The following is a 23,299-nucleotide window of genomic DNA, read 5'->3' as shown; positions in this document are numbered from 1 at the left end:
TCACTTCTTGGAAACGATCGACATCACTTCGCCGTCCTGGAGCACATGGTCATGTCCTACGACGCGCTTCGTCCTGGCATTGATGCCGCGGATGAAATTGTCGCCAAGGTCGGTATGTATCTTGTACGCGAGGTCCTTCGCGGTAGAGCCCCTTTTTACGAGGAAAGCATCGGGCAGGACATTCCCGTCATGGTCCGTCCATTTGTTCTCGTCCTCGACAGGATAGACGACGATCATGTCAAGGAGCTTGAACGCGGCGGTCTCAAGCACGGTCTGGACCCCCGTGCCGTTCAGCCTCCTCATGTTCTGGGCCATGTATTCCAAGGCCTTTGCCTGCTGGGGGTTCAGCCTTGAAGGGTCGTTCACCTTGAACCCGTCCGACCCTGGGAGATATGTTACGAGGCCCGCCTTTGCGGCCTTTCTTAGAGCTAGCTCGGCCTCGGCCATGGTTGGGACCGTGATGTAACCTGGCACATCCATCATTCTTTTGAGGAACTCGGGCGGCGTAACATCGGCCTTGTTGAGCGCGATCATCATCGGTTTGCTATGCCTTCTGATCGACCGGCAGAGCTTGAGCATGTCATCCTCTTTCCAATTGGTGATGTTCTCAGGCAAAGGCGTCTCCCTGAGCGCCGCCAAAATTGAACCTTCCGAGACCCCGAGCCCGGTCAGCTTCTGATGGATCAGCTCATGGACCTTATGTCCCTCGAGATGGGCCTGTCTGGCGGCCTTCTCCCAGCCTTTTTCCAAAATGCCTTTCATCCATTGGGAGATCTCCGCGTCCAAGAACCTTACATCCTCCATCGGGTCATGGCTGCATTGGGGTACCGCAACCCCCTCGCAATCAGTGCCACCGGTGGCATCGACGATATGGACGAAGGCGTCCGCCTGGCGAAGGTCATCCAGGAACTGGTTCCCAAGGCCCTTGCCCTTGTGAGCGTCTGGAACAAGACCAGCGACATCAAGGAGCTCTACAGGGACTAGCCTGGTCCCATTCTCGCAATGCGAGTTCCTGGGGTTGCAGACATGCCCTAGCTCGACATGCGGACATTTGACACGTAGGTAAGCGACCCCCCTGTTCGGTTTAATGGTCGTGAACGGATAATTTGCTATCTCAGCAGGTGCCAAGGTGGCCGCGCTGAAGAATGTGGACTTGCCGACGTTTGGCTTACCGACGATACCTATCAACATGCATCTCGGTCCCCTTATCTTCTCGGATTAGATTAATGATTGCCTATCGGATGCTGGCATCTTTTTCAGATGTGATATTCCTTGATACTCTCTGCCATCTCATCGAGCCGAGATTGGACGAGCTGATGGATGGTACCCTCAGGGAAGGTGCCATCGTCTCTCCTGGCGCCGGCAGGCAACCCCGTCAGGATCTCTATCCCCTCATCGATCGTGCTGACGGGGAATATGTGGAACTTTCCCTCGGCGACCGCATCGAGGACCTCCTGCTTCAGCATGAGGTTCTTCACATTGCTCTGGGGGATGAGACATCCATGGGTGCCGTTGAGCCCGCGCTGCTTACACACCTCATAAAAGCCCTCGACCTTCTGATTCACCCCGCCGATGGCCTGCACCTGTCCTCTCTGGTTGACGGACCCTGTCACGGCATAGCATTGTTTGATAGGTCTGTTGGCCAGGGCGGAAAGTATGCAATAAAGCTCGGTGCTCGAGGCGCTGTCCCCATCAACCCCTGAATAGCTCTGCTCGAAGACCAACCTCGCGTTCAGGCTGAGAGGCCTCTTCTGCGCGTACATCAGATTGAGGTAGCCGCTGAGGATGAGGACACCCTTCGTATGTGTCGGACCGCCCATCTGCGCCTGTCTCTCAATATCGACTACGCCCTCGCGTCCGACCCCGACGCTCGCAGTGATCCTGCTGGGCTTCCCAAAGGTATGGTCACCGACCTGATAGACCGCGAGACCATTGACCTGACCTACCACCTCACCCTCAGTGTCGACCAAAAGGGTCCCATTGGCGATCATCTCACCGATCCGTTCTTGGACCATGTTCGAACGATATTCTTTCTCCTCGAGCTGTCTCATGATATGTTCCTTTTTTATGACATCTGAACCGTCCTCTCCGGCGTAGAAATTCGCTTCACGGATCAGGTCAGCGACGGCACTGAACTGGGTGGAGAGTTTGTTCTTGTCCTCCGCAAGCCTTGAGCTATGGTCGATCACGGCTGCTAGTGCCTGCGGTTCAAGATGTCTCAGTCCCTCCTTTTTACATAACGTGCATATGAACGACGCATATCGGCGGATATTCTCCTCGGTCCTGTCCATGATCACATCGAAATCCGCCTTGACCTTGAAGAGCTCTCTGAACTCCTGATCATAGCTGAACAGGAGGTCATACAGCTGAGGGCTGCCCATCAGGACTATCTTGCAGTCAAAAGGCACAGGCTCGGGGTGCAAGGTCTTGGTGACCATGAAATCAAACCTTGCGGCCGGCTCCTCGACCGTCAGCTTCTTTTGTTGTACTGTCTGCTTTAACGCCTGGTAAGCGAAAGGGTCCGCGAGCAGCCTCTCGGCCTCGATGACGAGGAACCCGCCGTTGGCCCTGTGCGCGGAACCACCGCGTATCATAGTGTAATCGGTGAAAAGCGTCCCGAACCTCACCTCCTTCTCGCTATAGCCGAAAAGCTTGTTATGCGTCGGGCTCGACTCTATGACGGTCGGTGCGTTCTGAAGTCCTGTGTTGTCAACGATGAGATTGACCTTATATCCCCTCGTCGGGTCCGGGGGGACCGCACCAGGCGGAAGCGATTGAGGGGGCAGGAGCAGCACTGGTAGGTTGTTGAGCACATCCTCCTCGACCTCTAAAAGATATCTCTCGACGGCCTCGTTCCCCTTGAATATCTCTCTGGCCTTCTCAAGAAGTGGGTCCATGGCAAGGTCGGCCGTCGTCCTATTGAGATCCGTCATAAGGCTCTCGGCCTTGCGGGAAAGCTCCCTTAAAGGTCTGAGGTACTCCCTCAGCCTCCCCTCCAGGTCCATTCTCTTGAGCTCTATCTCCTTCTGGAGGACTGCCGGTAGTCTGGACATCTCATCCGGGGTCAAGGCCCTGCCCTCCGTCATCGGCACCACGCTCAGACCGAGCTGTGTTGCCTGAAGGAGGAAGCCCTCTTCCTGGGCCATCTTGCTGGCCTCAATGATTATGTTGTTACGCTCCGTCTCGATAGATTTGATGGCGGCCTCTCTCTTCTTAGCGTATGCCTCGCTCTCAAAGGCTGTCTGGAGGGCTTTGACAAGGCCCTGGGTGAACAGCTCCATCTCACGTTTGAGCTCCTTTCCCTTGCCAGGAGGGAGGCCGATGGATATCGGTCGGCTCGGGTCCTTGAAATTGTTGACGTAGACATAGTCTTTCGGCACAGGCATCGACCTCGACAGTTCCTGTATGAAGTTCACCACCGACGTCTTCCTGCCGGTCCCAGGGACACCAGATATGAAGATGTTGAAACCGCTGTCCCTCATCCTGAGGCCATATTGCAACGCCCGGACCGCCCTGTCCTGGCCTATGATCTCTTCCAACGGCGTGAGCTCCGCTGTGCTCTTGCAATCGAACATCAGCGACGGGCACTGCTCGCTGCATTCCTTGACGCTCAGCTCCCTCATCTTTTTCACTCCGATGATGATTGCAACGATTGGACCCGTTCGTTATAATATTATTTTCATCCCATCAGGAGTAACCACAATATCTTTGAAATATCCAATCTGCTATGGCATGACAAATCATTGCATGGCCCTTTCAAGGGGCCTCAACATCTTAAGAAAGATCGGTCCAGCTGGAGATTGAAGGCATGGAAAAGAAGGAGCAGCAGTACGTTTGGATGGACGGAAAGATGATCGAGAAGGAGAAGGCCGTGGTCCCGATCATGACCCACGCCCTTCACTATGGTACGGGCGTCTTCGAAGGCATCCGTGTATACCATACTTCGCAGGGCCGCGCGGTCTTCAGACTAAAGGACCACATGGTCAGGTTCGAGAACTCCGCGAAGGCGCTCAACATGAAGATACCATACAGTGTCGACGAGATGTGCGAGGCCGTGCGAGAGACGGTCCGGGTCAACCCCCCCCACATGGACTACATCCGCCCGTTGGCATATTATGGCCACAACGAACAGGACAAGATCACGCTGAACCCCACGATCTTCCCAGTAAGGGTGGCGGTCGCATTGGCCTACATGGGCGCCTACCTGGGGAAGGAGAGCCTGGAAAAGGGAGCGAAGATAATCACATCCTCCTGGAAGAAACCGACCAATGAATCCACATCTCTGCAGGCGAAGATCTGTGGAAATTATGTCAACTCCGTCCTATGCAAGATCGAGTCAAACATGCTCGGCGCCGATGAGGGCCTGATGCTGAACTCGAACGGGACCGTGGCAGAGGGGCCTGGAGAGAACATCTTCATCATCAGGGGCGGTAAGCTGATCACCCCCCCTATTGCATCTGGTGTGCTTGAAGGGATCACCAAGGACTCGGTCCTTACCATCGCGAAGGACCTTGGGTACGAGGTCATCGAGAGGGAGATAACACGGTCAGAGATATGGAACGCCGATGAGTTCTTCATGACAGGCACCGCGGCGGAGGTCACACCATGCGGGTCGTTGGACGGAAGGGCGATAGGGAACGGCAAGCGTGGTCCGATCACCAAGCAGATACAGGAGACATTCTTCGAGGCAGCGAGAGGCAATCTGCCCAAATACAGGCATTGGCTGGACCTCGTCGAGGTTAAGAAATAAGGAAAAGGTCGGGCTGGTGACAATTCCTTCTGGACAAGAACGTCAGGTCATATTCGTGGCAGGTGAGGTAGCATGTTCGAGATAAGGTTCCACGGCAGGGGAGGGCAAGGGGCGGTCATGGCAGCACAGACCATAGCCGAGGCGGCGGTGAACGAAGGGCTCGAGGCCCAGGCCTTCCCGCACTTCGGTGCAGAGAGAAGAGGAGCTCCGGTCATGGCCTTTGCGAGGATCGACACCAAGAAGATCAGCGTGAGGACGCAGGTATATGTTCCCGACATGCTCGTCGTCATGGACGAATCCCTTCTCGACATCGAGCCCGTCGCTGACGGCCTGAAGGATACGGGCTCAGCAGTGATCAACACCAGCTCTTCACCTGAAAATATAGATCTGGGAAAGAGGGTCAGATGCGTGACCGTCGATGCGACCACGATAGCCCTTGAGACCTTGAAGGCACCGATCGTGAACACCGCGATACTAGGGGCGATGGCCAAGGCGGACCCCCTGGTCTCCTTGGGCTCCATCAAGAAGGCGATCATCAGCAGGTTCGGGGAACATCTTGGTGAGAAGGCAGGGGCCCTGAACGCAGAGGCCGCCCAGAGGGCCTATGAGAAGGCCATTATAGGCGAGAGCATCGCTAAGAGACAACAGGCGAAAAGGAGCATGTGGCTACCCACCTGGCAGGACATGCCTGCTGGTGTGGCCCTCCATCCCGGGGAGGTCGGGGGGATGAAGGTCGGGCCAGGGTCGGCCGTCCAAGTGAGGACAGGCACCTGGAGGACCAGGACACCTAGATACATCGAGGAGAGATGTGTCAGGTGCGTAAAATGCTGGTTCATCTGTCCTGACGCTGCGATACATCGCCGGAAGGACGACAGGATCGACATCGATTATGACCATTGCAAAGGATGCGGCATATGCTCAACGGTATGTCCTGCAAGAGCGATAGAGATGGTAAGGGGGGCGAGGTTATGAAGGTCAAGGTCCTGAGCGGGGACCATGCCGTCGCCCATGCGGTCAAGCTCTGCAAGGTGGATGTCATCCCTACCTACCCGATAACCCCGCAGACCCTGATCATAGAGAAGATATCTGATTTCATATTCGATGGAGAGTTCGATGCGACCTTCATGCACGCCGACAGCGAGCACTCGGCCATGTCCATGGCGGTCGGTGCGTCAGCGACCGGCGTAAGGACCTTCACCGCGACCGCATCGCAAGGGTTGGCCTTGATGCACGAGATGCTCTACGTCGCCCCGCAGACCAGGCTGCCCATAGTGATGGCCAACGTCAACAGGAGCCTCGGGGCAGGTTCTGGCATCTGGGCAGAGTACAACGACTCGATGCCCGAGCGCGAGTCCGGATGGATGCAGGTATATGTGGAGGACTGCCAGGAGGCCATGGACGCAATCATCCAGGCGTATCGGGTCGCCGAGGACCATCGTGTGATGCTACCGATGATGGTCTGCCTTGATGCATTCGTCCTCTCCCATACGGTGGAAAAGGTCCTTGTTCCTGAGCAGTCAGAGGTCGATGCATTCCTTCCCAGGTTCAGGCCCATGAACTATCTGGATACGTCCAACCCTAAGTTCATAAACATAGCGGTGTCACCGGCGCATTCCATGGAGATGAGGTATCAGATGGACCATCTCATGAGGGGAGTGGCGCCCTTCATCGACGAGGTCGATGAAGAATTTTCAAAGATGTTCGGCAGGAGATATGGTGGGGTGATCGAGGAGTATCGCATGGAGGACGCTGACTATGCGCTGATGACGCTTGGTACCGCAACAAGCACGGCAAGGGTAGCGGTGGATGAACTGAGGGCCGAGGGCAGGAAGGTAGGTCTGATCAAGCTGCGTTTCATGAGGCCGTTCCCGCATGAAAGGCTCAGAAGGGCCCTCGAGCATGTGAAGGCCTTTGGTGTCTTCGACCGTTCCATATCGATGAACGGCTTTGGTCCAGTGTTCACAGAGGCAAGGAACTCGCTCTATGGGACAGGGGTCCCTGTCACGGACCATATAGCAGGGATAGGTGGAAGGGACCTGACGGTCCAGATGTTCAAGGAGATGTTCCAGAGGATAGAGGACAGCGTGAAGGGCGGGGGAAGGGATTGTTATTGGCATGGACTGAGGGGTGAGCAGATATGAGCAAGCAGTTGACGATACGGACGATGCCGCAGGAGGACATGTTGACCTCTGGCCATGGTGCCTGTGGCGGCTGCGGTCTTAGCACGGCGGTGAACAATGTGCTGAGGGTGCTCGGGCCAGACACGATAGTGTATGCGCCGGCCTCCTGTTTCCTCGTTTTCTCTGCGCAATACCCCATCAGCGCATTGAAGGTCCCTTTCATATATTCAGCGTTCGAGAACACCGGTGCCGTGATCTCAGGGATCTCCGCAGGTCTCAGAAGACAAGGGAAGGCATCGTACGTGGTGGGCTTTGCCGGCGATGGAGGTACCTTTGACATAGGGCTCCAGGCCCTCTCAGGGGCGGCGGAGAGGAACGATGATGTGCTTTATGTATGCGTGGACAACGAGGCGTATATGAACACAGGCACGCAACGCTCGGGGTCGACGCCCTTTGGCGCATGGACGACCACGACGCCGGTCGGGAAGGTCATCCAAGGGAAGAGGCAGCACAAGAAAGACCTGATGTCAGTGATCGCAGCGCAGGAGGTACCGTATGCAGCCACCCTTTCCATAGCACATCCTGGAGACTTCCTTAGGAAAGTTGAGAAGGCAAAGGGGAAGAGGGGCTTCAGGTTCCTTCACATCATGACACCATGCACCTCTGGCTGGAAGACGGAGCCATCGGCGACATATGAGCTGGCACGATTGGCGGTCGAAACGGGGATGTGGACGTTATATGAGATAGAGGATGGGGCGAAGCGCATCACATACCGACCGAAGGAGATGGTCCCGGTCGAGAACTATCTCAAGATGCAGGGAAGGTTCAAGCATATGTCAAAGGAGGACATCGAGACGTTGCAAAAATGGATATGCAAAAAGTGGAAGATGCACTATGAACCTGACATGGTGTCCCCTGTACCAAGGTCGGAGGAGGAAGAGCTATCGATGGTCGAGGAAGATAACGAAGGGATCTGAACGGCCTTTAAAGCTCCCGCCATGGTCTTCTCTGACCCGGGCCTGGTCATCTTCACAGCAATGCTCGCTGTTCGATGTCAGAGGTCCGAAGCCCGTTTCAGACCATGCCATGAAGGGTGGTCATTTTAATAGGGACACATAGGTCCTGGCACCCTCTGGCCATCTTTTCATTCTAGCAGCCCCATTCCATCTCTGGTCGGATGCCCGTCGTTCGATAGAAGGCCCTTTATTAATCCACCTCTATAGGAAGGACCATCAGTATCGGTCGGTCAGGGGTCTTGACCGATGGCATATCTGGTTTGAGGACGAGATGTCCTAGCGCATCCGTGCCCACCGGTCCACTGCGACCGCAGCTATCAGGGCGATGACCGATGCAGGCAGGGCGATGACCAGAGGGTCGACGACCTGCCAGGGCATGTCAAGAACCGCCGGTCTTCCGAACAGGAGGTTGCTGATCCCCAACGGCTCTGACTCTTTGATGTGCACGAAGGCGGTCCATGTGAACCATGTCACCGCCCCTACCACCAGCGATATCTTGGCCGGCATCGCCCTTGGTTCCTTGGAAAAGATGCCATATGTGAACATCGGCAGGAATGCGGCCGCGCAAAGGCCCATGAACATGGCCGTCGCCCTCATGATGATGCTTCCAGGCATATAGAACGCCAACAGGACCGAGAAGAAGATCATCATGGCCGTGCCATATCTGTTCGCCCTGAGCGAGCAGGCGGTGATGTCCTGCCTGTACTTCTTCGGCATGAGCCTTGAAGGGGCAAGGTGGCACCAAAGGTCATGACCGGCGGAAGAGCCCATCGTGTGGAACAATGCGCTCAACGTCGACATTGCGGCCGCGAGCAGCGTCAGCATGAATATGACAACGATCAGGTCAGGCATGGCATCGTTGATATAGAGGGGGATTATCGTGTCGATGTTCTTATCGATGGCCACCTGCGTGGCGAGCTTCCCGAAATATTTCGGGTTCTCGGTCTTGCTATAGAACCAAACATTGGATAGTGCCCCGATGGTGAACGCCACACCGGTGGACAGACCGATGAACAAAGCCCCTACGGGAACCGCTCTGTTCAATATCTTCCCGTCCTTGGCCGTCATGAACCTGACGGTCAACTGGGGCTGGGCCAAGACCCCTATCCCCACGCCCATGATCACAGTGGTCACCAGGACAAGCCAATTGGAGCTGAACGCGTCCGGGAACTCGGTCCAGCCGTTCATACCCTGGGCCCTCAGGCCCGCCGGGACGCCTGGGTCAGTCGCCAGTCCAGCGAGGGAGGTATTGGCCGCCTCCCATCCTCCAAGATAGACAAATGTCAGGACAAGGATCGCCGTCATGCCGAAGAGCATGACGGCACCTTGGAACGAATCAGTGTACATCACGGCCAGGAGGCCTCCGAACACCACATATACAGCTGTGATCACCGCAAAACCGAGAAGTGCGGCGTTATAATCTATGTCCAATGTGGTCCTGAGGAACTGAGAGCCTCCGATCAATACTGCGGAAGCATATAGCGGCATCATCAATAATATCAGCAACGACGTTGAATACTGCAGGAAAGGAGAGTTGAACCGTTTTCCAAGAAGGTCCGGGAACGTCATCGCTCTCAGGGATTTCCCTATCTTTCTCACCCTCTTCCCATATAACAGGAATGCAACAAGCACGCCGACCCCGATGCATAGTACGGTGAGCCATATGATGCCCATGCCGTAGGCCGCCGCCACACCCCCGAATCCGACGATGGCTGAGGTGGAAATGAAGGTGGAACCATATGATAGGCCGATCACCCATGATGGTACATTCCTTCCAGCAAGCAGGAAGTCCTCTCCGACCCTGGTCTTCTTATATGCCAGGTAGGAGAGGCCAAGGGTAACGCCTAAGTATGCTATCGTACAGGCCCAGAACACCGTGGAGTCCACCATTCGCGCACCGCCTAGCTTTGGTTCTCTTCTTTCTCCACCTTCCTATTACGATCGACGGCGTAACCGATGATGAGCATCAAGGTCGCCAATGGCAGCGCCACGAAGAGAGGGTCGATCCAGCTATACGGTGTGGGGAGTACACTGGCCTTATCGAACAGGGCCTGACATACGCCAAAGACCGGAGTATAGCCAGACCATTTGGTCTCGACCGTGCCCGAGCCGTAGACGAACATCCCCCAGATGAACCAGGTCAGCGCCCCGACCGCAAGGCTGAGCTTTGCCGCGATCACCGAGGGTCTCTTGATGAACACCCCGGCCGCGAACATCGGCAGGAACGCAGAGGCACATAGCCCCATGAACGCAGATGTGGCGATAGCGATTATCTCGTTCGGCATGTAGAACGCCACCGCCAAGGTCACGGCGATCATGAGGAAGGCCGCATATCTGTTGGACCTTAGCGAGCAGGTATTGTCCTCTTTGGGCCTCCTATATTTTTCTGGGACCAATCTCGAGCGCCTTATGCCGCTCCATAGGTCCGTCCCTGCCGCGGAACCTAATGCATGCAACAATGAACTGAGCGTCGACATCGCCGCCGCGAGCAAGGTCAGGAGGAAGAACACGACCACGATGTCCGGCATAGCGCTCTCTATGTACAAGGGCATGATCTTGTCCCTGTCCCCTGCGATCACGCTGGAAAGCGCACCGCCGTTGTCAGGGTCCATGAAGTATACGTTCGACAAGGCTCCTACCGTATATGCGACACCAGTGGTCAGCAGGATGAAGAGACCGCCTACAGGTATGGCCCTGTTGAGCATCTTTCCATCCTTCGCGCACATGAAACGCACTATCAACTGGGGCTGGGCCAAGACCCCTATCCCCACGCCCATGATTATAGTGGTCACCATGAAGTACCAGTTCTGGGATAGGAACTCTGGGAAGCTGGTCCACCCCGTCATGCCCTGCGCGGCCAATGGGGCTGGAACGCCGGGATCGTTCGCGAGATTGCTCAGTGCCGTATTTGCCTCGGTCACACCCCCCAGGAGTGAAAAGGTGATCACTAGGATCGCCCCCATTCCGAGGATCATGACCAATGCCTGAAAGGCATCAGCATACATGACCGCCCTCATCCCTCCGAAGGCAACATATAGGGCAACGATGAGCGAAAGAGTGACCATCGCCACGTCAAAATCGACATCTAACGTCCCTTCTATGAACCTCGATCCACCAATAAGGACCGCGGCCGAATAGAGCGGCATCCCGATCAGAATGACCACTGCCATGAAGTACCTGATGAAGTCCGATCTGTATACCTTGCTCATGAGGTCAGGGAACGTCACCGCCCCCAGCTTCTTGCCCAGCCTTCTTACCGGATGCCCGAAGACCAAGAAGGCCAAAAGGACACCGATACCGACATTGAGGACCACCAGCCAGATTATGCTCATGCCGAATATCGCGGCCACGCCCCCAAAACCAACTATTGCGGAGGTCGATATGAAGGTGGCACCATAGGAAAGCCCAATGATTATGGGGTTTACGTTCCTTCCGGCCAGAAGATATTCTTCGCCCTGCCTCGTTCTCTTGTATCCGAGGTATGATAGATAGATGGTGATGACGACGAATATCACCGTGGCTATCCAAAAATAGATAGGATCGACCATCTCAATCCTCTTCCTTGTTCCAATTGAGGATCCCGTATATCACACAGACAACGGTAAGACCGATCGCAAAGGCATACCCGCCCCAGACCCATGGGTCACTTATACCAAGTACTTCCACAGATTGCTCCCCCTGATTTCTCTGACGAATGGCTTCTTTGGATATAAATGTTATATGTTAGTCCGCTTCTTGCTAACATTTAGCACGAAACGTCCCCTATGGTCTTTTGGTGCAAGAGCCTTGGAAATGGTCTTTGTCAAGAAGCCTTGCCCCATGTGCAAGTATCTTTTCGATCCCGGCGTCCACGTCCTCGACCCTTATTATCAGGACAGCGCACGGCTCGTTCCGGTATCCATATCCATATTCTATGTTCACACCTGCCCTGCTCAACATGTCCGTAAGGTCATACAGTCCTCCAGGTCTGTCGGCCATCTCCACCGCGAGGACATCGGTGAACTTCACGACGAAACCGGCCTTCTTCAGCATATCGTGTGCGATATCGGGCTTGTCCACTATCACCCTTATAACACCGTAGCCCGCCCCCTCGGCAATGCTGAAGCCAAGGATGTTCACATCGTTGTCGCGCATGACCTTCGCCATCGCCGCGATCATCCCAGGCTTGTTCTCCGCGAATATCGATAGCTGCTTCACCCGATACTTGGCATGATCGATCGACATCAGATCTCCCTCCTATCAACGACGCGCTTTGCCTTCCCTTCGAACCTTGGAAGAGAACCAGGTGGCACCAGCTCTATCTTGGCACCAACATTCAACGAGCTCCTCAATCTTGAAGATATCCTTTCTCTCAACGCGTTCAGCTCGAGAATGTTGTCGGTGAAGGCCTCTGGTTTGAGCTCGACCTTCACCATCATATCATCCAGCGCGCCCCGCCTCTCCACGATTATCTGGAACTCATTCCCGACCTCTGGATTGGTATGAAGACAATGCTCGACCTGTGATGGGAACACATTGATCCCCCTGATTATCAGCATGTCGTCAACACGACCAGTGATCCTCATCATCCGTGGGTGGTCCCTACCACAGGAGCATTTGTCGTTCTCTATCATCGTTATGTCGCCCATACGGTAACGTATTATGGGGAAGGCCTCCTTCTGGAGCATGGTGATCACCAGCTCACCTCTCTCACCCGGTCCAAGCCTCTCTCCTGTTTCGGGGTCGATTATCTCTACCAGGGCTATGTCCCTCCAGAGATGTATCCCGCACTGGTCCTCGCACTCCGACCATAATGGTCCGGATAGCTCCGAGGCACCGAAGCAGTTGATCCCTTTCACCCCGAGCCAGTTCTGGATCCTGTCCCGCATCTTGTCAGACCAAGGTTCAGCCCCGAGAAGCCCCGTCCTCAAGGTGCTGTTCCTTAGGTCGTACCCGATCTTCTCCGCGACCTCCCCCACATAGATTAGGTAAGAAGGGGTGGCGGCCATCGCAGTGACGCCTAGGTCCTCGATCATCTGGATCTGCCTTTCCGTGTTCCCTGTGCTGGCAGGCACGACCGCCGCCCCGATCTTCTCGGCCGCGTAATGGAAACCGAGCCCCCCCGTGAAAAGCCCATAGGTGTTCGCCACCTGAACGACATCATCAGCGCCCAGCCCGGCCGATCTCAGGGCGCGGCCAAGCGATTCGGACCACATCTCGATGTCATTGCGCGTATAACCGACGATGGTCGGTTTGCCCGTGGTCCCAGATGATGCGTGGTAACGGACTATCTCTCTCTTAGATGCCGTGAAAAGCCTGTCTGGATAATTGTCCCTCAGGTCCTTTTTTGACATGAAGGGAAGCTTGACCACATCATCCAGGGTCCTGATGTCCTCCGGTCTGACATTGTTGTTCAACATCTTCTGACGGTAGAAGGGCGACCTTTCGTAGTTCTTGCGGACCAGGTCCTTCAGCAATCCCAACTGAAGGTCATCAAGGTCCTTCTTGGACATCATTTCGATATCGGGGTTCCAGCACGCCATGCAAATCTGCTCCGCTCAAGAATGCCCTGTGATAGCATGTAGCATATATGAGCCTTAGCGGGAATTGATCATAAAAAGACCGACCAGGGGATCCATCACGCCGATACCAGGTTGTCCATTATGTCCCCTTCGGACAGCATCCCTACCACCTTTCCGGCCTTTACGACGGGCAAGGTCCTTAACCGGAACTCGACCATATAAGCAGCGGCCGTCCGGAGGTCGTCTTCTGGCCTTATTGATACCGTCGCCTTTCTCATGAAGTCCTTGACCATCTCGTTCTCGAGGTCCAGAGGGCCAGGGTGAAGCTTGGTATTGGCATTGTTGATGGCCTTGAGCACATCTAGCTTCGAGATCATTCCGACCAGCAGGCCATCCCTGACAACAGGCAAACTGTTATACTCTTTCTCTTCAAAGATGGCCAGGGCCTTTCCTATGCTATCATCTTCAGAAACAGTGACGATCTCTCTCGACATTATCTCAGAGACCTTCCTTGGTGGGATCATCCTCATTTTGGCCATAGCTCATCCTAGTTCAGATTGATGGAACAGTTCTTGAATCTTTCCAGTTGTTCTTTGTCCGGCAAGATCAGATCTCAAAGTATTTTTATCACCGAGCCATCCTCATCATTTTCGCACAGTTCCATTGATCTAGGCCGATCCTCATCCCAAGGCGATATTAATCAAAGATAGGCCCTCTCGCCAACCGCTTAATTTCAGATCCAGATCTTACAATCATGCGACCAGTCAAAGAGGCCGATGGCGCCATGCCCAATTTGTCTGATCGTATTGGGTCTCTGGGACCGGCCTTTGCTCGATACCGGTCTCACGATCTTATCATCACATGGTCTCTGCGCCTTGTATCTTGATCCGTCCTGATGCATCGTTGTAATGTACCTACCTAAGGTCTATGATAACATTTTTGACCATTAGGGGTCCTCGGTGAAAGAGACCGACAGATGGGAATGGGCCTCGATTCAAAATCGGCCTGATGAAATTGTCGGATTATAATTATTTTATAATTCTTACAATTTATTAGGAGATGCCGGTGTATTATATGGGAAGGAAGAGCCTCGCCGTGCAGCGCAAGGAGCAGATTCTTGATGCTTTTGAGAGGTGCGTCGTGAGGAATGGTCTGGACGGAGTGACCATCGAGCAGATAGCCAATGAGGCGGACGTGATGCCAAGCATAATCAGGCATTATATCGGCAATTGGAACGATCTTGTCAGGGAACTGGTCCACCGCACGATAAGAAGGTATGACATGATGATTGACGAGCTCTCGAAAGCCAGCAAAGGACATGACGTGGTACCCCGCATGCTTGAGAACATGTATCCGGTGACCTCAGAGGCGGCCGACAGGGAAAAGTTCGTGCTCGGCCTTCTGATGACGGCAAAAGACAGGTACCCTGAGACAAAGGAGATGATACTGGACCTTCTAAGAAAGGCGACGACAAGCATGGGTGAGGCCCTTCATAGGACATATCCCAATACGCCAAAGGAAACATGCGACCAGGTGGCCTATAGTCTGATATGCATATCGATAACCAACGATATCGCAAAGAACATGGGCATGGACCTTAGATACACCGAAGGTGCAAGGGTCAGCGCAGAGGCCCTTATAAATTTCCTTGAGACCATGAACAGAGCCAGAGATGATAGATTATAGATTTTAAAAATTTACAATTTTTTTGGGACCATAGATAATCCTTTATCTAGGGAGAAGTTCCCGGCATCCATTCCTTGGCGCATGGGTGACAATTCATGTTCAACAGGTTAGGCAATGTAATAATCAAGCATCACAAGATGATAATCATATTCTGGGCGATCGCATTGCTCGTCTCGATACCGGCGATGGCCATGGTGAACGATGTGGTCGTCTACCAGGAGACCGAGCTGGTCGACGGAGAGTACGAATCGATAAAGGCCCAAAAGATCATAGATGAGAGCTTCCCAAGGACCGATGCCAATGGCACCCTGATGATCGTGGTGCGGACGGATAACATATCTTCACCATACACGCGCGACTTCCTATTGTCCCTGGAGAGCAGGCTGACCACATCCCAAGACCTGGAGTATCTCACAGGTGTGACGACCCCCTATTCCGTGCAGAGGATGGTGCTCTTGGCCGCGATACCTCAGGTCGGCACGGGCCTCTGGGCGGCCGAGAACGAGATAAATGGCACGCTCTTGGTGATGTATGGCGTACCGGCGATGTTCCTTGAGGAATGGTCCTCCGCCGTAGCAGGTGGTGCGACCCCTTCGGAGGCGGATGTCCAGGCATACTCGATGACCTATCTGGCCCTAAACCAGATGATGCTTGGCCAAGACCCTCAGATGAAAGGCATGGCCCTCGCATACTACGCTCAGCTCGCTAACGAGTGGAACCTGACCGCTTCGAACATCAGCCTGGTGAGCGATCCTCAGGCCCGCGCGGTGCATTGCATCAACGTGGCGGTCTCCGAGACCGTTGTGACGCTCGGGCTCCCGGAGCAGAAGGCAGCATTGTTAGGATCACTTCTTGTCGCCTTCAACTTCTCCAATTTCAACAATCAGACGGCGGTGCACAACTTCACAGTCAGCACGTTCGCGATGATGTCCCGCATCAACGACCTCCAATTCCTGGAAGAGGTCTATAGGCTAGGTCCTGAGTATTCAGGGCCCGAGGTCCTAGGGCTGGCCAACACCATCATCTCAACAGGAACCTTCGAGACCTACCCCGTGCCCGTCCCAAGCGATGTCTTCGCGGGAATGGTGAGCCCGGACGGCGAGACCTCGCTTGTAATCCTGACATTCTCCATAGACGAGGAATACACATTGGACGATGGCACGAAGCCGCTCATGGAGAGCGTTGCGACCATAAGAGGTATCGTCAAGGATGTCAAGGCGACCTCCTCTGCCGACATTAGAACATACGTCACGGGGAGCGCGGCGATATCCGCCGATATGGAGAAGGCCGCTGCGGGCGACCTGTCCCTGATCGAGCCAATAACGATCGGCATCGTCATCGTTCTGATGGGGGTATTGTTCCGGTCAGTTCTCGCCCAGTTCGTCCCACTTGGTGCGGCAGGCATTGCCATTGGTATAAGCCAGGCCCTCGTGTTCGTCATCGGATCGACAGTGGCCAACATCCACTACAGCGTGCTGACGCTGCTGTTCACAGTGCTGATGGGCGTGGGCGTCGATTACTCAATATTCATAATGACTCGCTATCGCGAGGAAAGGGTCAAAGGCCATGACAGGCCTACGGCCGTTCACACCGCAGTGACATGGGCCGGCGAGAGCATAGTTACCAGCGGCACAACGGTCATCATCGCCTTCTTTGCGATGACGATCTCCTCGTTCTCCATGATGAAGACGATGGGGATGATCCTTGGCATGGCGATCGTGGTCGCCCTTCTCATAGCGCTGACGTTGATACCGTCCCTCCTCATGCTCATCGGCAACAGGGTCTTCTGGCCCACCACTGGTAAGCGTTGGAAGAAGTTCGTTGAGAATTTCAACGCAAAAAAGGCCGCGGGCAATCGCGGTTATTTCCACAATGCTGCCCACTTCGCGGTGGACCATGCCAAGGTCATCTTGGTCGTGGCCGCCCTGGTCACTGTGCCGGCAGCTTACATCTACACCACCGCCGAGACAAGCTTTGACTTCATAGGAGGAATGCCCGCCGTCGAGAGCACAGACGGCCTGAAGGCGATGAGCCAGGACTTCGGCGAGGGGCTGATCATGCCCACCCAGGTGGTCATCGACGATATCACCCTCTTCAACAACGACGGGACGATCGACCTGGCATCATGGAACTCGCTCAACAATATGTCGATCGCCATAGCGGCCAACTCTGAGGTCCAGATGGTGTCTGGCCCTACCAGCCCGAACGGTCAGCCCGTCAACGACTATCTATCATACAACTCGATGACCGATGAAGAAAGGTCGGCGTTCCAGAAGAGCGTCTCTGAGTTCATCGGCACAGATGGAAGCACCGTCCTCCTAGAGGTCGTGCTCAAGGACCAGCCGATGTCCAAGGCATCGGTCGACTTCATCACCGAACTTCGCGGGCAGGTATCGGAGATCAAACAGGCCGAGGTTGCACTGGCCTCCACCGAGATATATGTGGGCGGCTCCACCGCGATGATGGGCGATCTGAGCGAGAACATGAACAAGGAGTTCAACAACATGGAGCTGATCGTGGTAGTCGGCATCTTCCTGGTGCTGATGCTGGTCCTTGGGTCTCTGCTGCTACCTCTGTTCGCTATCATATCGATCCTCATGAGCATCATGTGGTCCTTCGCGCTCACCGTGCTGGTGTTCGGGGAGCTCTCCGCCGTCCCTATACTATGGATGGTCCCGATGATCCTCTTCATAATGCTGATGGGCATAGGCATGGACTATAACGTGTTCATCCTGACCCGCATCAGGGAGGAGGCGCAGAAAGGAAAGGACAACAGGACGGCGATCGTTGATGCTGTGGAATGGACAGGCGGGATCATTACCGCTTTGGCCATCATCATGGGAGGAGCGTTCGGGTCCATGATGCTCTCCAGCATGGCGATGATGCAGGAGTTCGGCTTCGCGCTGTTCTGCGCCATCATCTTCGATGCCATGATCGTGCGTACCTACATCGTCCCCGCGGCGATGACCGTCATGGGCAAATGGGCATGGTATGCTCCTGGTCGCCTAAGGCGTGTTGGAAGGCAGGATGTTAAGGAAAAGGTCAACGAGTAAGACGCCTGGAACAAACCTCTTTCAAACCATTTTATCCCATCTTTTATCTGGCCTCATGGAAAACAGAAATGACCGTTTGGAAAGGTCATTCGAAGGCATATGCGGAGCGCATCGACTCCAGCACCGAGCGCCCGAACGGAGTGAGCAGATATCTCTTCCAGGTCTCTTTTTCAGGGGTCAGGCATTCGATCAGACCTTCTCGTTCCATCTCATGGATCGCCCTGCTTATATTCTGAACGGAACGACCAGTGCGCGATGCGAGCTCTGATGCCTTGATGACACCGTTCTCATGGGCCTCCCGCATGACGAGCATCCTCCTGTCCACCGACAGTACCCATCTTACGGCCTCTTCAATGTTCATCATGGTTCTCATAGGCCCTTCATATCTTAATCCTTATCGATTGTAATATCTTGCCCCATCGAGAGATATTCCTTTGCAAGCATCTCATTCACGGCCTGTACGGTCTCACTGAAGTTCCTCATCTCATCGGTCAATTCGTCGTGATCATGTGCTCTATTTCCGTCCATCACGACCCCAGGGGACACCATCCTTCTGTCAGGCAGAGCAACCCCGATCAGGACGCGGTGCATGACGGCGCACTCTGACCCGATATCACAACGGAAGAGCACGGCCCCGAAACCTATGAACGTCCGGTCGCCGACCTCACAGGGTCCATGTATTATCGCCCCATGTCCGACCGAGACACCTTTACCTATACGGACCGTTGAGCCCATCACCCCATGGATGACCACATTGTCCTGTATATTGCAGCCGTCCCCGATCTCGACACTTGAGCCTGGCTCATCACATCTGATGGTAGCATTTGGGGCCACAAATACGTTGTCTCCGATCGTGACGTTGCCCATGACCACGGCATGTTCGGAGATGAAGGTTCCTTTTCCGATGTTTGGAGTTTTATGAACGGTCTTCATGGATTTCAAAATATGAATATTTATGAAAATATTTGAACTTTTATGATTAAATATGCAAATATCGGAACTCCGCCCCGTGATGGTAAGCCCTGCTTCTTTTTTCTCTATCCATTAAGAAGGACAATGTCGCGAAAAAATCATCTCAAGATATAGAAAGCTCACCCCGGATCGATCCTGGCGGTCTTTACATTATGACTGAAAATAATTGATGACAATAGACAAGCGCAGGGCGGCCTCGCCCAGGTCTCAAGATGACTACCATCATTGGGACCGCTCATAAAGCCCATGCAACGGTGAGCGGATGAAGGAGACATTCTTCCCGAGAAGGTCGTTGAGAGCGTCAGGTCCCGGTCCAATTGTTCTTCCTTTTCCATCTTCTATAGAGATAAATGAGGGCCGCCAAGCCTATGGCCGCAACAATCACAACATCCCAGCCGTCCATCATCTTCCAGAAATCCATCCAGCTCGAACCAAGTTCATGACCGATCAATGCGAGCACAGAGTTCCAGAACAGACCGCCACCGAAAGTGAAGAGCATGAACCTCTTGGGGTCCATCTTCGCTATACCCGCTGGATAGGAGATGATAGACCTTACGCCAGGTACCATGTGGCCGAACAGGACCGCGAACCTCCCTTTCTCGGCGAAGAACCGGTCGGCCTTGTCCAGGATCTCCTCGTCAACGAAGATCCATCTCCCATATCTAAGAAGCACTGGCCTCCCAAGGACCATGGCAAGGAGGTAAGATACGGTCGAACCCAATGTGCTTCCTATGGTGGCAGCCAGGACCACGAACAAAAGGTCCATCTTGCCAAGGCTCGCCAGATGACCAGCGAACGGCACTATCAGCTCGCTCGGGATCGGAGTGATGATCCCCTCCAGGAACATGGCCGCAAATATGCCTGGATAACCCGTGGCCTCGATGAAGTCGAGCATCCATTGGGACAGCTCGCTGATCAATCTCACGACCCCCTTCCATCATACTTCAAGATATGCACAGCATTCGCCAATTCCCCGATCTCCTCGGGGGCCAATGCTTCGACCCTCTTATCTAGATATGGCAAGCTAGAGATGTCGTGCCCCTCCAACATCTTGGCCTTCTTCAGCACCGTGGATATCTTTTTCCTCCTTTGGCTGAACAACATCTCCACCAGCTTGAAGAAAAGGGCCTCGTCATTGACCTTGAAGGGGGCCGGCCTTGGTGTCAGACGGACGATCCTAGAATCGACCTCGGGCTCAGGCCAGAACCTGTTCCTGCTCACGACATCCAACAGCTCGCATTCTGCACGATAATAGACGCCGACAGAAAGCCTTCCATAATCCTCGGTGTCAGCCCTCGCCCCCATCCTGTCCGCGAACTCTTTCTGCACCATGACCACTGCGCACTTGAAATCATGCTCCAGAAGTCTGAAGATCAGTGGGGACGAGATGCTGTACGGAACGTTTGAGATGAACCTGTCAAAATGTGGCCAGACCACCTTCAGCGCATCCCCGCCTATGATCTCGGTCGTCTTGCCGAACCTTTGCTGAAGGTATGGCAGGAGCGCCCTGTCCAGCTCGATGAGCTTCAGGTCCACCGGCATCTTCACCAGGCGCTCTGTCAGGATGCCCAGGCCTGGCCCTACCTCAAGGACCACATCCCCATCCTCGGCCTGGAGATACCCTACCTCTTTATCAGCCACACTGTCGTCGGTAAGAAAATTTTGACCTTTACCTTTCGTCGGGGTCAAATAAAGAGAGGCCAAGGTGGCCTTGATATCCGCAGGCCTCATGCGCCCTCATCTGGAGACGAAGATGCGGTACTTCTGATGGGGGTCGTTCAGCTCCATCATTATCCGGTTTGTTATGACCTTCTCAGGATGTTTGAGCGAAGGCACCCTTTTTGCGAGGTCCTCGAAGCTCGTGAACGGCCCCTTCTTTCTCTCGTCAAGTATGGCCATCATGGTCTTCTTTCCAAGGCCCGGGAGCAGCTCGAGCATATGCTGGCGTATCGTTATGGGCTGGGACTCGTTGAAGAACCTGACGAACCTGGGCTCCTCCATCTTCACTATCTCGGCGATGACAAATGGCAGTTCTGACTGTGCGGCCGCCGACAGCTCCTCGAAGGACACTCGCCTCTTCACGTGAAGGATCTTATCGCGCTTCTCCGCTTCCTTTCCAATGTAGACACGGTCCCCTATGTTGATGACCGCATCGTGCTTGGGCACAAGCTCGAAGAGCTTGAACTCCTCGCTGCCCAGTGCATATGCCACCGGCTCTCGTCTGTAGGATTTGTCCTGTATGGAGCCTTGCGGCAGGAAATCTAGGATGTGCGCGTAATCTTCCAAGGTCAAACACCAGCCTTAGAGATATTTCTCGACCAGTTTAAGAATCTGTTCAATCTGTTTCTTGTCGAGGACCATGCGCTCCTTCGTGAAAAGTATGCGAACATCGTCTGAGTGCGTCGGCATGAGGTCTACTATCTTCACTGCTATGGCCGGAGTGATGAAGTCTATCTTGCATAGCTCCTCATTGAGCTTCTTTGCCCGCTTCGCATCGATCTTCGCGAACTTTGTCGCATGGTCGAGGGAAAGCTTCTGCTCTGGGGTGAGCTCCCTCTGCTTAAGTTCGGTCTCAAGCATCTCCTTGACCTCCGCCAAGGAGACATAGCGCTCCTCGCTCATCTCGAACACCTTTAAGCGTTGTTCTTCCTGAGATGCTCTGGGCGGCAACAGACTATCTTTATCTTGTTACCATCCTTGACCTCAAGCACGAAGGCCCTTCCCTGCTGCCCGACGACGGTCCCGGTCTTGCCATGGAAGCGCAGATGCGGGGCGCCATGGTGGACGCTGGGGTCTATGAAGATGTTGGCCTTCTCCCCGGTCTCGAACATCTGGAACTCATGAGTGATGGGGGACAGCCCGCGGTTACGCGGGGTCTTCCTAAGGATGTTCCTTCCCCTTCGCCTCAATCCGTGTGACGGTTTCACCATATTTATCCCTCGATGATATCGTTGATCTCTACCACGTCCAAAGCCAACACTTCCAACGGGGTCCCCAGCATCTCTGAGAGGGAGGGTCTCGTCCTTCCGTTGTCCCCATGCACGAACTCCTTGACGTAGGTCCCGGACTGCGTGCGGAGGAAGATGGTCATCGTGTCCTCCCCGAGATCCTCAAGCTCGGCCGAGATGATCACCTTTTGCCGGTCTAGGTCCGCCCGGCGATGCTGTACCCTCGATGGCGTCTGCTGGCTAATGCAGGTGCGGTCGATTGTGTGGAGAACCTCAATGACTCTCTGCTTATTAACTTTGCCATGATGGGAGATCACAACGCGATAGGCCTTGTCAGGAGACGCGAGCTTGATACGCCGCACCTCCTCGCGCGAGCTGAACCTAAGACCTCTCACCTGTACCTGGCCCCTCCCTAGCTCATTGATCTCACGTTCCAACGAAGCCAGGTCGACGGACCGTTTCATCGGCTCCCTGATCTCGATGACGAAGGGACGGCCAGTACCGAGCATCCGGGCATCGATGTCCTCGCGGCCCATGCCGTGGAGGAAATGCTCTTTTCCCTCGGCGGCCCTTAGTATCGGTCCGCCGATGATCTCTTGGACGCTGGTCTGATACTGCTTCCCTGTCCCGTCGCATCTCGTGCATCCTTTTCCTCTGCAGGAACGGCATGGCCAATAGGTCTGAGGGATCTCCCTGGAGAATTTCAGATACCGACCGTAGACAAAGAGCGGCGCGATGTCCACCTCCACATGGGCGAACCTGGTATCGACGAGCGCCACCACATCAGGGGTCTTGAACTCCACAGGTCTCGATACGAGCCTCTCAAGCTCTTTACCGATCTCCTGGTTCAGCTCTGCCTTTATAGGCTCTGCCATCTCCTGGCCGACGATGGACCACATCTGTTCCTCCCTTTCGGATATATTGGGATCTACCCTTGTTCCGACCAGGAAGTTACCGAACTCGATATGCTCCAATGCCTTTGCCGCCGCCTGTGCGAAACGAGGGACCGAGGAGAAGATATCCTCGCAGACGTAGCATTTCGAATGAAGGTATGGCCTGGCCCCTTCAAGCGACCGTTCAAGGTTGAGGGCCATCCTCAACGACACGCCCCTGACGTCGTTCGTCAGTCCGGTGCTGACCCTGGCGAATAGACGGCCTAGACAATGATCGCACAGGTCATAACGTGCCAAGACCTTGTCGGCCCTTTCTGTCAGGGGGTTCATCGAGCGAGCGAACACGGGGGACGATAAAAA

At 54.6% G+C, this 23,299-nt stretch carries 21 protein-coding genes; 6 read left to right on the top strand and 15 right to left on the bottom strand.

The window, feature by feature from the left end:
• Together HPY73_03955 and HPY73_03950 are read right to left on the bottom strand one after the other, a co-directional pair.
• Positions 1-1,191, bottom strand: a complete 1,191-nt coding sequence (locus HPY73_03955) for a redox-regulated ATPase YchF (protein ID QLH74683.1) — start codon at positions 1,189-1,191, stop codon at positions 1-3.
• Positions 1,192-1,256: 65 nt separating this feature from the next.
• Positions 1,257-3,623: an AAA family ATPase gene (locus tag HPY73_03950; protein QLH74682.1), complete on the bottom strand. Its 2,367-nt coding sequence runs from the start codon at positions 3,621-3,623 to the stop codon at positions 1,257-1,259.
• 185 nt (positions 3,624-3,808) lie between these two features.
• Between HPY73_03950 and HPY73_03945 the strand changes: the two genes are divergently transcribed.
• The 4 genes from HPY73_03945 to HPY73_03930 all read left to right on the top strand — a co-directional run bounded on the left by HPY73_03945 (position 3,809) and on the right by HPY73_03930 (position 7,847).
• Complete coding sequence (locus tag HPY73_03945; GenBank protein ID QLH74681.1) at positions 3,809-4,750, top strand: branched-chain amino acid transaminase; 942 nt, start codon at positions 3,809-3,811, stop codon at positions 4,748-4,750.
• Positions 4,751-4,822: 72 nt separating this feature from the next.
• Positions 4,823-5,722 (top strand): 2-oxoacid:acceptor oxidoreductase family protein, encoded by a 900-nt coding sequence (locus tag HPY73_03940; GenBank protein ID QLH74680.1) that lies wholly within the window; start codon positions 4,823-4,825, stop codon positions 5,720-5,722.
• The gene (locus HPY73_03935; GenBank protein QLH74679.1) at positions 5,719-6,891 is read left to right on the top strand and encodes a hypothetical protein; all 1,173 of its coding nucleotides are present in this window, start codon (positions 5,719-5,721) and stop codon (positions 6,889-6,891) included. Before HPY73_03940 ends, HPY73_03935 begins: the two co-directional genes overlap by 4 nt.
• On the top strand, positions 6,888-7,847 hold the full coding sequence (locus HPY73_03930; GenBank protein QLH74678.1) for a pyruvate synthase subunit beta: 960 nt from the start codon (positions 6,888-6,890) through the stop codon (positions 7,845-7,847). The genes HPY73_03935 and HPY73_03930 overlap by 4 nt, the downstream gene beginning before the upstream one ends.
• A gap of 315 nt (positions 7,848-8,162) precedes the next feature.
• Here HPY73_03930 and HPY73_03925 read toward each other — a convergent pair whose 3' ends face one another.
• The 5 genes from HPY73_03925 to HPY73_03905 all read right to left on the bottom strand — a co-directional run bounded on the left by HPY73_03925 (position 8,163) and on the right by HPY73_03905 (position 13,917).
• Positions 8,163-9,776, bottom strand: a complete 1,614-nt coding sequence (locus HPY73_03925; protein QLH74677.1) for a sodium:solute symporter family protein — start codon at positions 9,774-9,776, stop codon at positions 8,163-8,165.
• Between the two features lie 11 nt (positions 9,777-9,787).
• Complete coding sequence (locus HPY73_03920) at positions 9,788-11,434, bottom strand: sodium:solute symporter family protein (protein QLH74676.1); 1,647 nt, start codon at positions 11,432-11,434, stop codon at positions 9,788-9,790.
• Between the two features lie 214 nt (positions 11,435-11,648).
• Positions 11,649-12,104, bottom strand: coding sequence for an acetolactate synthase (locus HPY73_03915; protein ID QLH75653.1), 456 nt, complete (start codon positions 12,102-12,104; stop codon positions 11,649-11,651).
• 5 nt (positions 12,105-12,109) lie between these two features.
• Complete coding sequence (locus tag HPY73_03910) at positions 12,110-13,408, bottom strand: phenylacetate--CoA ligase (protein QLH74675.1); 1,299 nt, start codon at positions 13,406-13,408, stop codon at positions 12,110-12,112.
• A 95-nt stretch (positions 13,409-13,503) separates the two neighbouring features.
• Positions 13,504-13,917: a CBS domain-containing protein gene (locus HPY73_03905; protein ID QLH74674.1), complete on the bottom strand. Its 414-nt coding sequence runs from the start codon at positions 13,915-13,917 to the stop codon at positions 13,504-13,506.
• A 544-nt stretch (positions 13,918-14,461) separates the two neighbouring features.
• On the opposite strand from HPY73_03905, the gene HPY73_03900 reads away from it, so the two are divergent.
• Both HPY73_03900 and HPY73_03895 read left to right on the top strand, forming a co-directional pair.
• Positions 14,462-15,073 carry a TetR/AcrR family transcriptional regulator gene (locus HPY73_03900; protein ID QLH74673.1) on the top strand — a complete coding sequence of 204 codons (612 nt, stop codon included), beginning with the start codon at positions 14,462-14,464 and terminating at the stop codon, positions 15,071-15,073.
• A 95-nt stretch (positions 15,074-15,168) separates the two neighbouring features.
• A complete protein-coding gene (locus tag HPY73_03895) occupies positions 15,169-18,126 on the top strand; it encodes an MMPL family transporter (GenBank protein ID QLH74672.1) in 2,958 nt (985 codons plus the stop codon).
• Positions 18,127-18,211: 85 nt separating this feature from the next.
• Here HPY73_03895 and HPY73_03890 read toward each other — a convergent pair whose 3' ends face one another.
• The 8 genes from HPY73_03890 to HPY73_03855 all read right to left on the bottom strand — a co-directional run bounded on the left by HPY73_03890 (position 18,212) and on the right by HPY73_03855 (position 23,269).
• Positions 18,212-18,490, bottom strand: coding sequence for a MarR family transcriptional regulator (locus HPY73_03890; protein ID QLH75652.1), 279 nt, complete (start codon positions 18,488-18,490; stop codon positions 18,212-18,214).
• A gap of 23 nt (positions 18,491-18,513) precedes the next feature.
• Positions 18,514-19,059 (bottom strand): carbonate dehydratase, encoded by a 546-nt coding sequence (locus HPY73_03885; GenBank protein ID QLH74671.1) that lies wholly within the window; start codon positions 19,057-19,059, stop codon positions 18,514-18,516.
• Between the two features lie 340 nt (positions 19,060-19,399).
• Positions 19,400-19,945, bottom strand: a complete 546-nt coding sequence (locus HPY73_03880) for a DedA family protein (protein ID QLH75651.1) — start codon at positions 19,943-19,945, stop codon at positions 19,400-19,402.
• 74 nt (positions 19,946-20,019) lie between these two features.
• Positions 20,020-20,829 carry a ribosomal RNA small subunit methyltransferase A gene (rsmA, locus tag HPY73_03875; protein ID QLH74670.1) on the bottom strand — a complete coding sequence of 270 codons (810 nt, stop codon included), beginning with the start codon at positions 20,827-20,829 and terminating at the stop codon, positions 20,020-20,022.
• 6 nt (positions 20,830-20,835) lie between these two features.
• Positions 20,836-21,384, bottom strand: coding sequence for a DUF655 domain-containing protein (locus tag HPY73_03870; GenBank protein QLH75650.1), 549 nt, complete (start codon positions 21,382-21,384; stop codon positions 20,836-20,838).
• Positions 21,385-21,399: 15 nt separating this feature from the next.
• Complete coding sequence (locus HPY73_03865; GenBank protein QLH74669.1) at positions 21,400-21,720, bottom strand: RNA polymerase; 321 nt, start codon at positions 21,718-21,720, stop codon at positions 21,400-21,402.
• A gap of 11 nt (positions 21,721-21,731) precedes the next feature.
• Positions 21,732-22,028: a 50S ribosomal protein L21e gene (locus HPY73_03860; GenBank protein ID QLH74668.1), complete on the bottom strand. Its 297-nt coding sequence runs from the start codon at positions 22,026-22,028 to the stop codon at positions 21,732-21,734.
• 2 nt (positions 22,029-22,030) lie between these two features.
• Complete coding sequence (locus HPY73_03855) at positions 22,031-23,269, bottom strand: tRNA pseudouridine(54/55) synthase Pus10 (protein ID QLH74667.1); 1,239 nt, start codon at positions 23,267-23,269, stop codon at positions 22,031-22,033.
• Between the last annotated feature and the right edge of the window lie 30 nt (positions 23,270-23,299).

Source organism: Methanomassiliicoccales archaeon, assembly GCA_013415865.1.
Classification (GTDB): domain Archaea; phylum Thermoplasmatota; class Thermoplasmata; order Methanomassiliicoccales; family UBA472; genus MVRC01.
The sequence above is the reverse complement of the archived record's forward strand: the minus strand, read 5'-3'. Positions and strand labels throughout refer to the sequence as shown.

Bases quoted from the DNA above. Each gene is read 5' to 3' on its own strand.
- HPY73_03900 (QLH74673.1), top strand. From the start codon at position 14,462: ATGGGAAGGAAGAGCCTCGCCGTGCAGCGCAAGGAGCAGATTCTTGAT.
- HPY73_03855 (QLH74667.1), bottom strand. From the start codon at position 23,269: ATGAACCCCCTGACAGAAAGGGCCGACAAGGTCTTGGCACGTTATGAC.
- HPY73_03920 (QLH74676.1), bottom strand. From the start codon at position 11,434: ATGGTCGATCCTATCTATTTTTGGATAGCCACGGTGATATTCGTCGTC.
- HPY73_03890 (QLH75652.1), bottom strand. From the start codon at position 18,490: ATGATGAACATTGAAGAGGCCGTAAGATGGGTACTGTCGGTGGACAGG.
- HPY73_03945 (QLH74681.1), top strand. From the start codon at position 3,809: ATGGAAAAGAAGGAGCAGCAGTACGTTTGGATGGACGGAAAGATGATC.
- HPY73_03935 (QLH74679.1), top strand. From the start codon at position 5,719: ATGAAGGTCAAGGTCCTGAGCGGGGACCATGCCGTCGCCCATGCGGTC.
- HPY73_03865 (QLH74669.1), bottom strand. From the start codon at position 21,720: ATGAGCGAGGAGCGCTATGTCTCCTTGGCGGAGGTCAAGGAGATGCTT.
- HPY73_03880 (QLH75651.1), bottom strand. From the start codon at position 19,945: ATGTTCCTGGAGGGGATCATCACTCCGATCCCGAGCGAGCTGATAGTG.
- HPY73_03940 (QLH74680.1), top strand. From the start codon at position 4,823: ATGTTCGAGATAAGGTTCCACGGCAGGGGAGGGCAAGGGGCGGTCATG.
- HPY73_03905 (QLH74674.1), bottom strand. From the start codon at position 13,917: ATGAGGATGATCCCACCAAGGAAGGTCTCTGAGATAATGTCGAGAGAG.
- HPY73_03925 (QLH74677.1), bottom strand. From the start codon at position 9,776: ATGGTGGACTCCACGGTGTTCTGGGCCTGTACGATAGCATACTTAGGC.
- rsmA (QLH74670.1), bottom strand. From the start codon at position 20,829: ATGAGGCCTGCGGATATCAAGGCCACCTTGGCCTCTCTTTATTTGACC.
- HPY73_03955 (QLH74683.1), bottom strand. From the start codon at position 1,191: ATGTTGATAGGTATCGTCGGTAAGCCAAACGTCGGCAAGTCCACATTC.
- HPY73_03885 (QLH74671.1), bottom strand. From the start codon at position 19,059: ATGAAGACCGTTCATAAAACTCCAAACATCGGAAAAGGAACCTTCATC.
- HPY73_03860 (QLH74668.1), bottom strand. From the start codon at position 22,028: ATGGTGAAACCGTCACACGGATTGAGGCGAAGGGGAAGGAACATCCTT.
- HPY73_03930 (QLH74678.1), top strand. From the start codon at position 6,888: ATGAGCAAGCAGTTGACGATACGGACGATGCCGCAGGAGGACATGTTG.
- HPY73_03950 (QLH74682.1), bottom strand. From the start codon at position 3,623: ATGAGGGAGCTGAGCGTCAAGGAATGCAGCGAGCAGTGCCCGTCGCTG.
- HPY73_03910 (QLH74675.1), bottom strand. From the start codon at position 13,408: ATGGCGTGCTGGAACCCCGATATCGAAATGATGTCCAAGAAGGACCTT.
- HPY73_03895 (QLH74672.1), top strand. From the start codon at position 15,169: ATGTTCAACAGGTTAGGCAATGTAATAATCAAGCATCACAAGATGATA.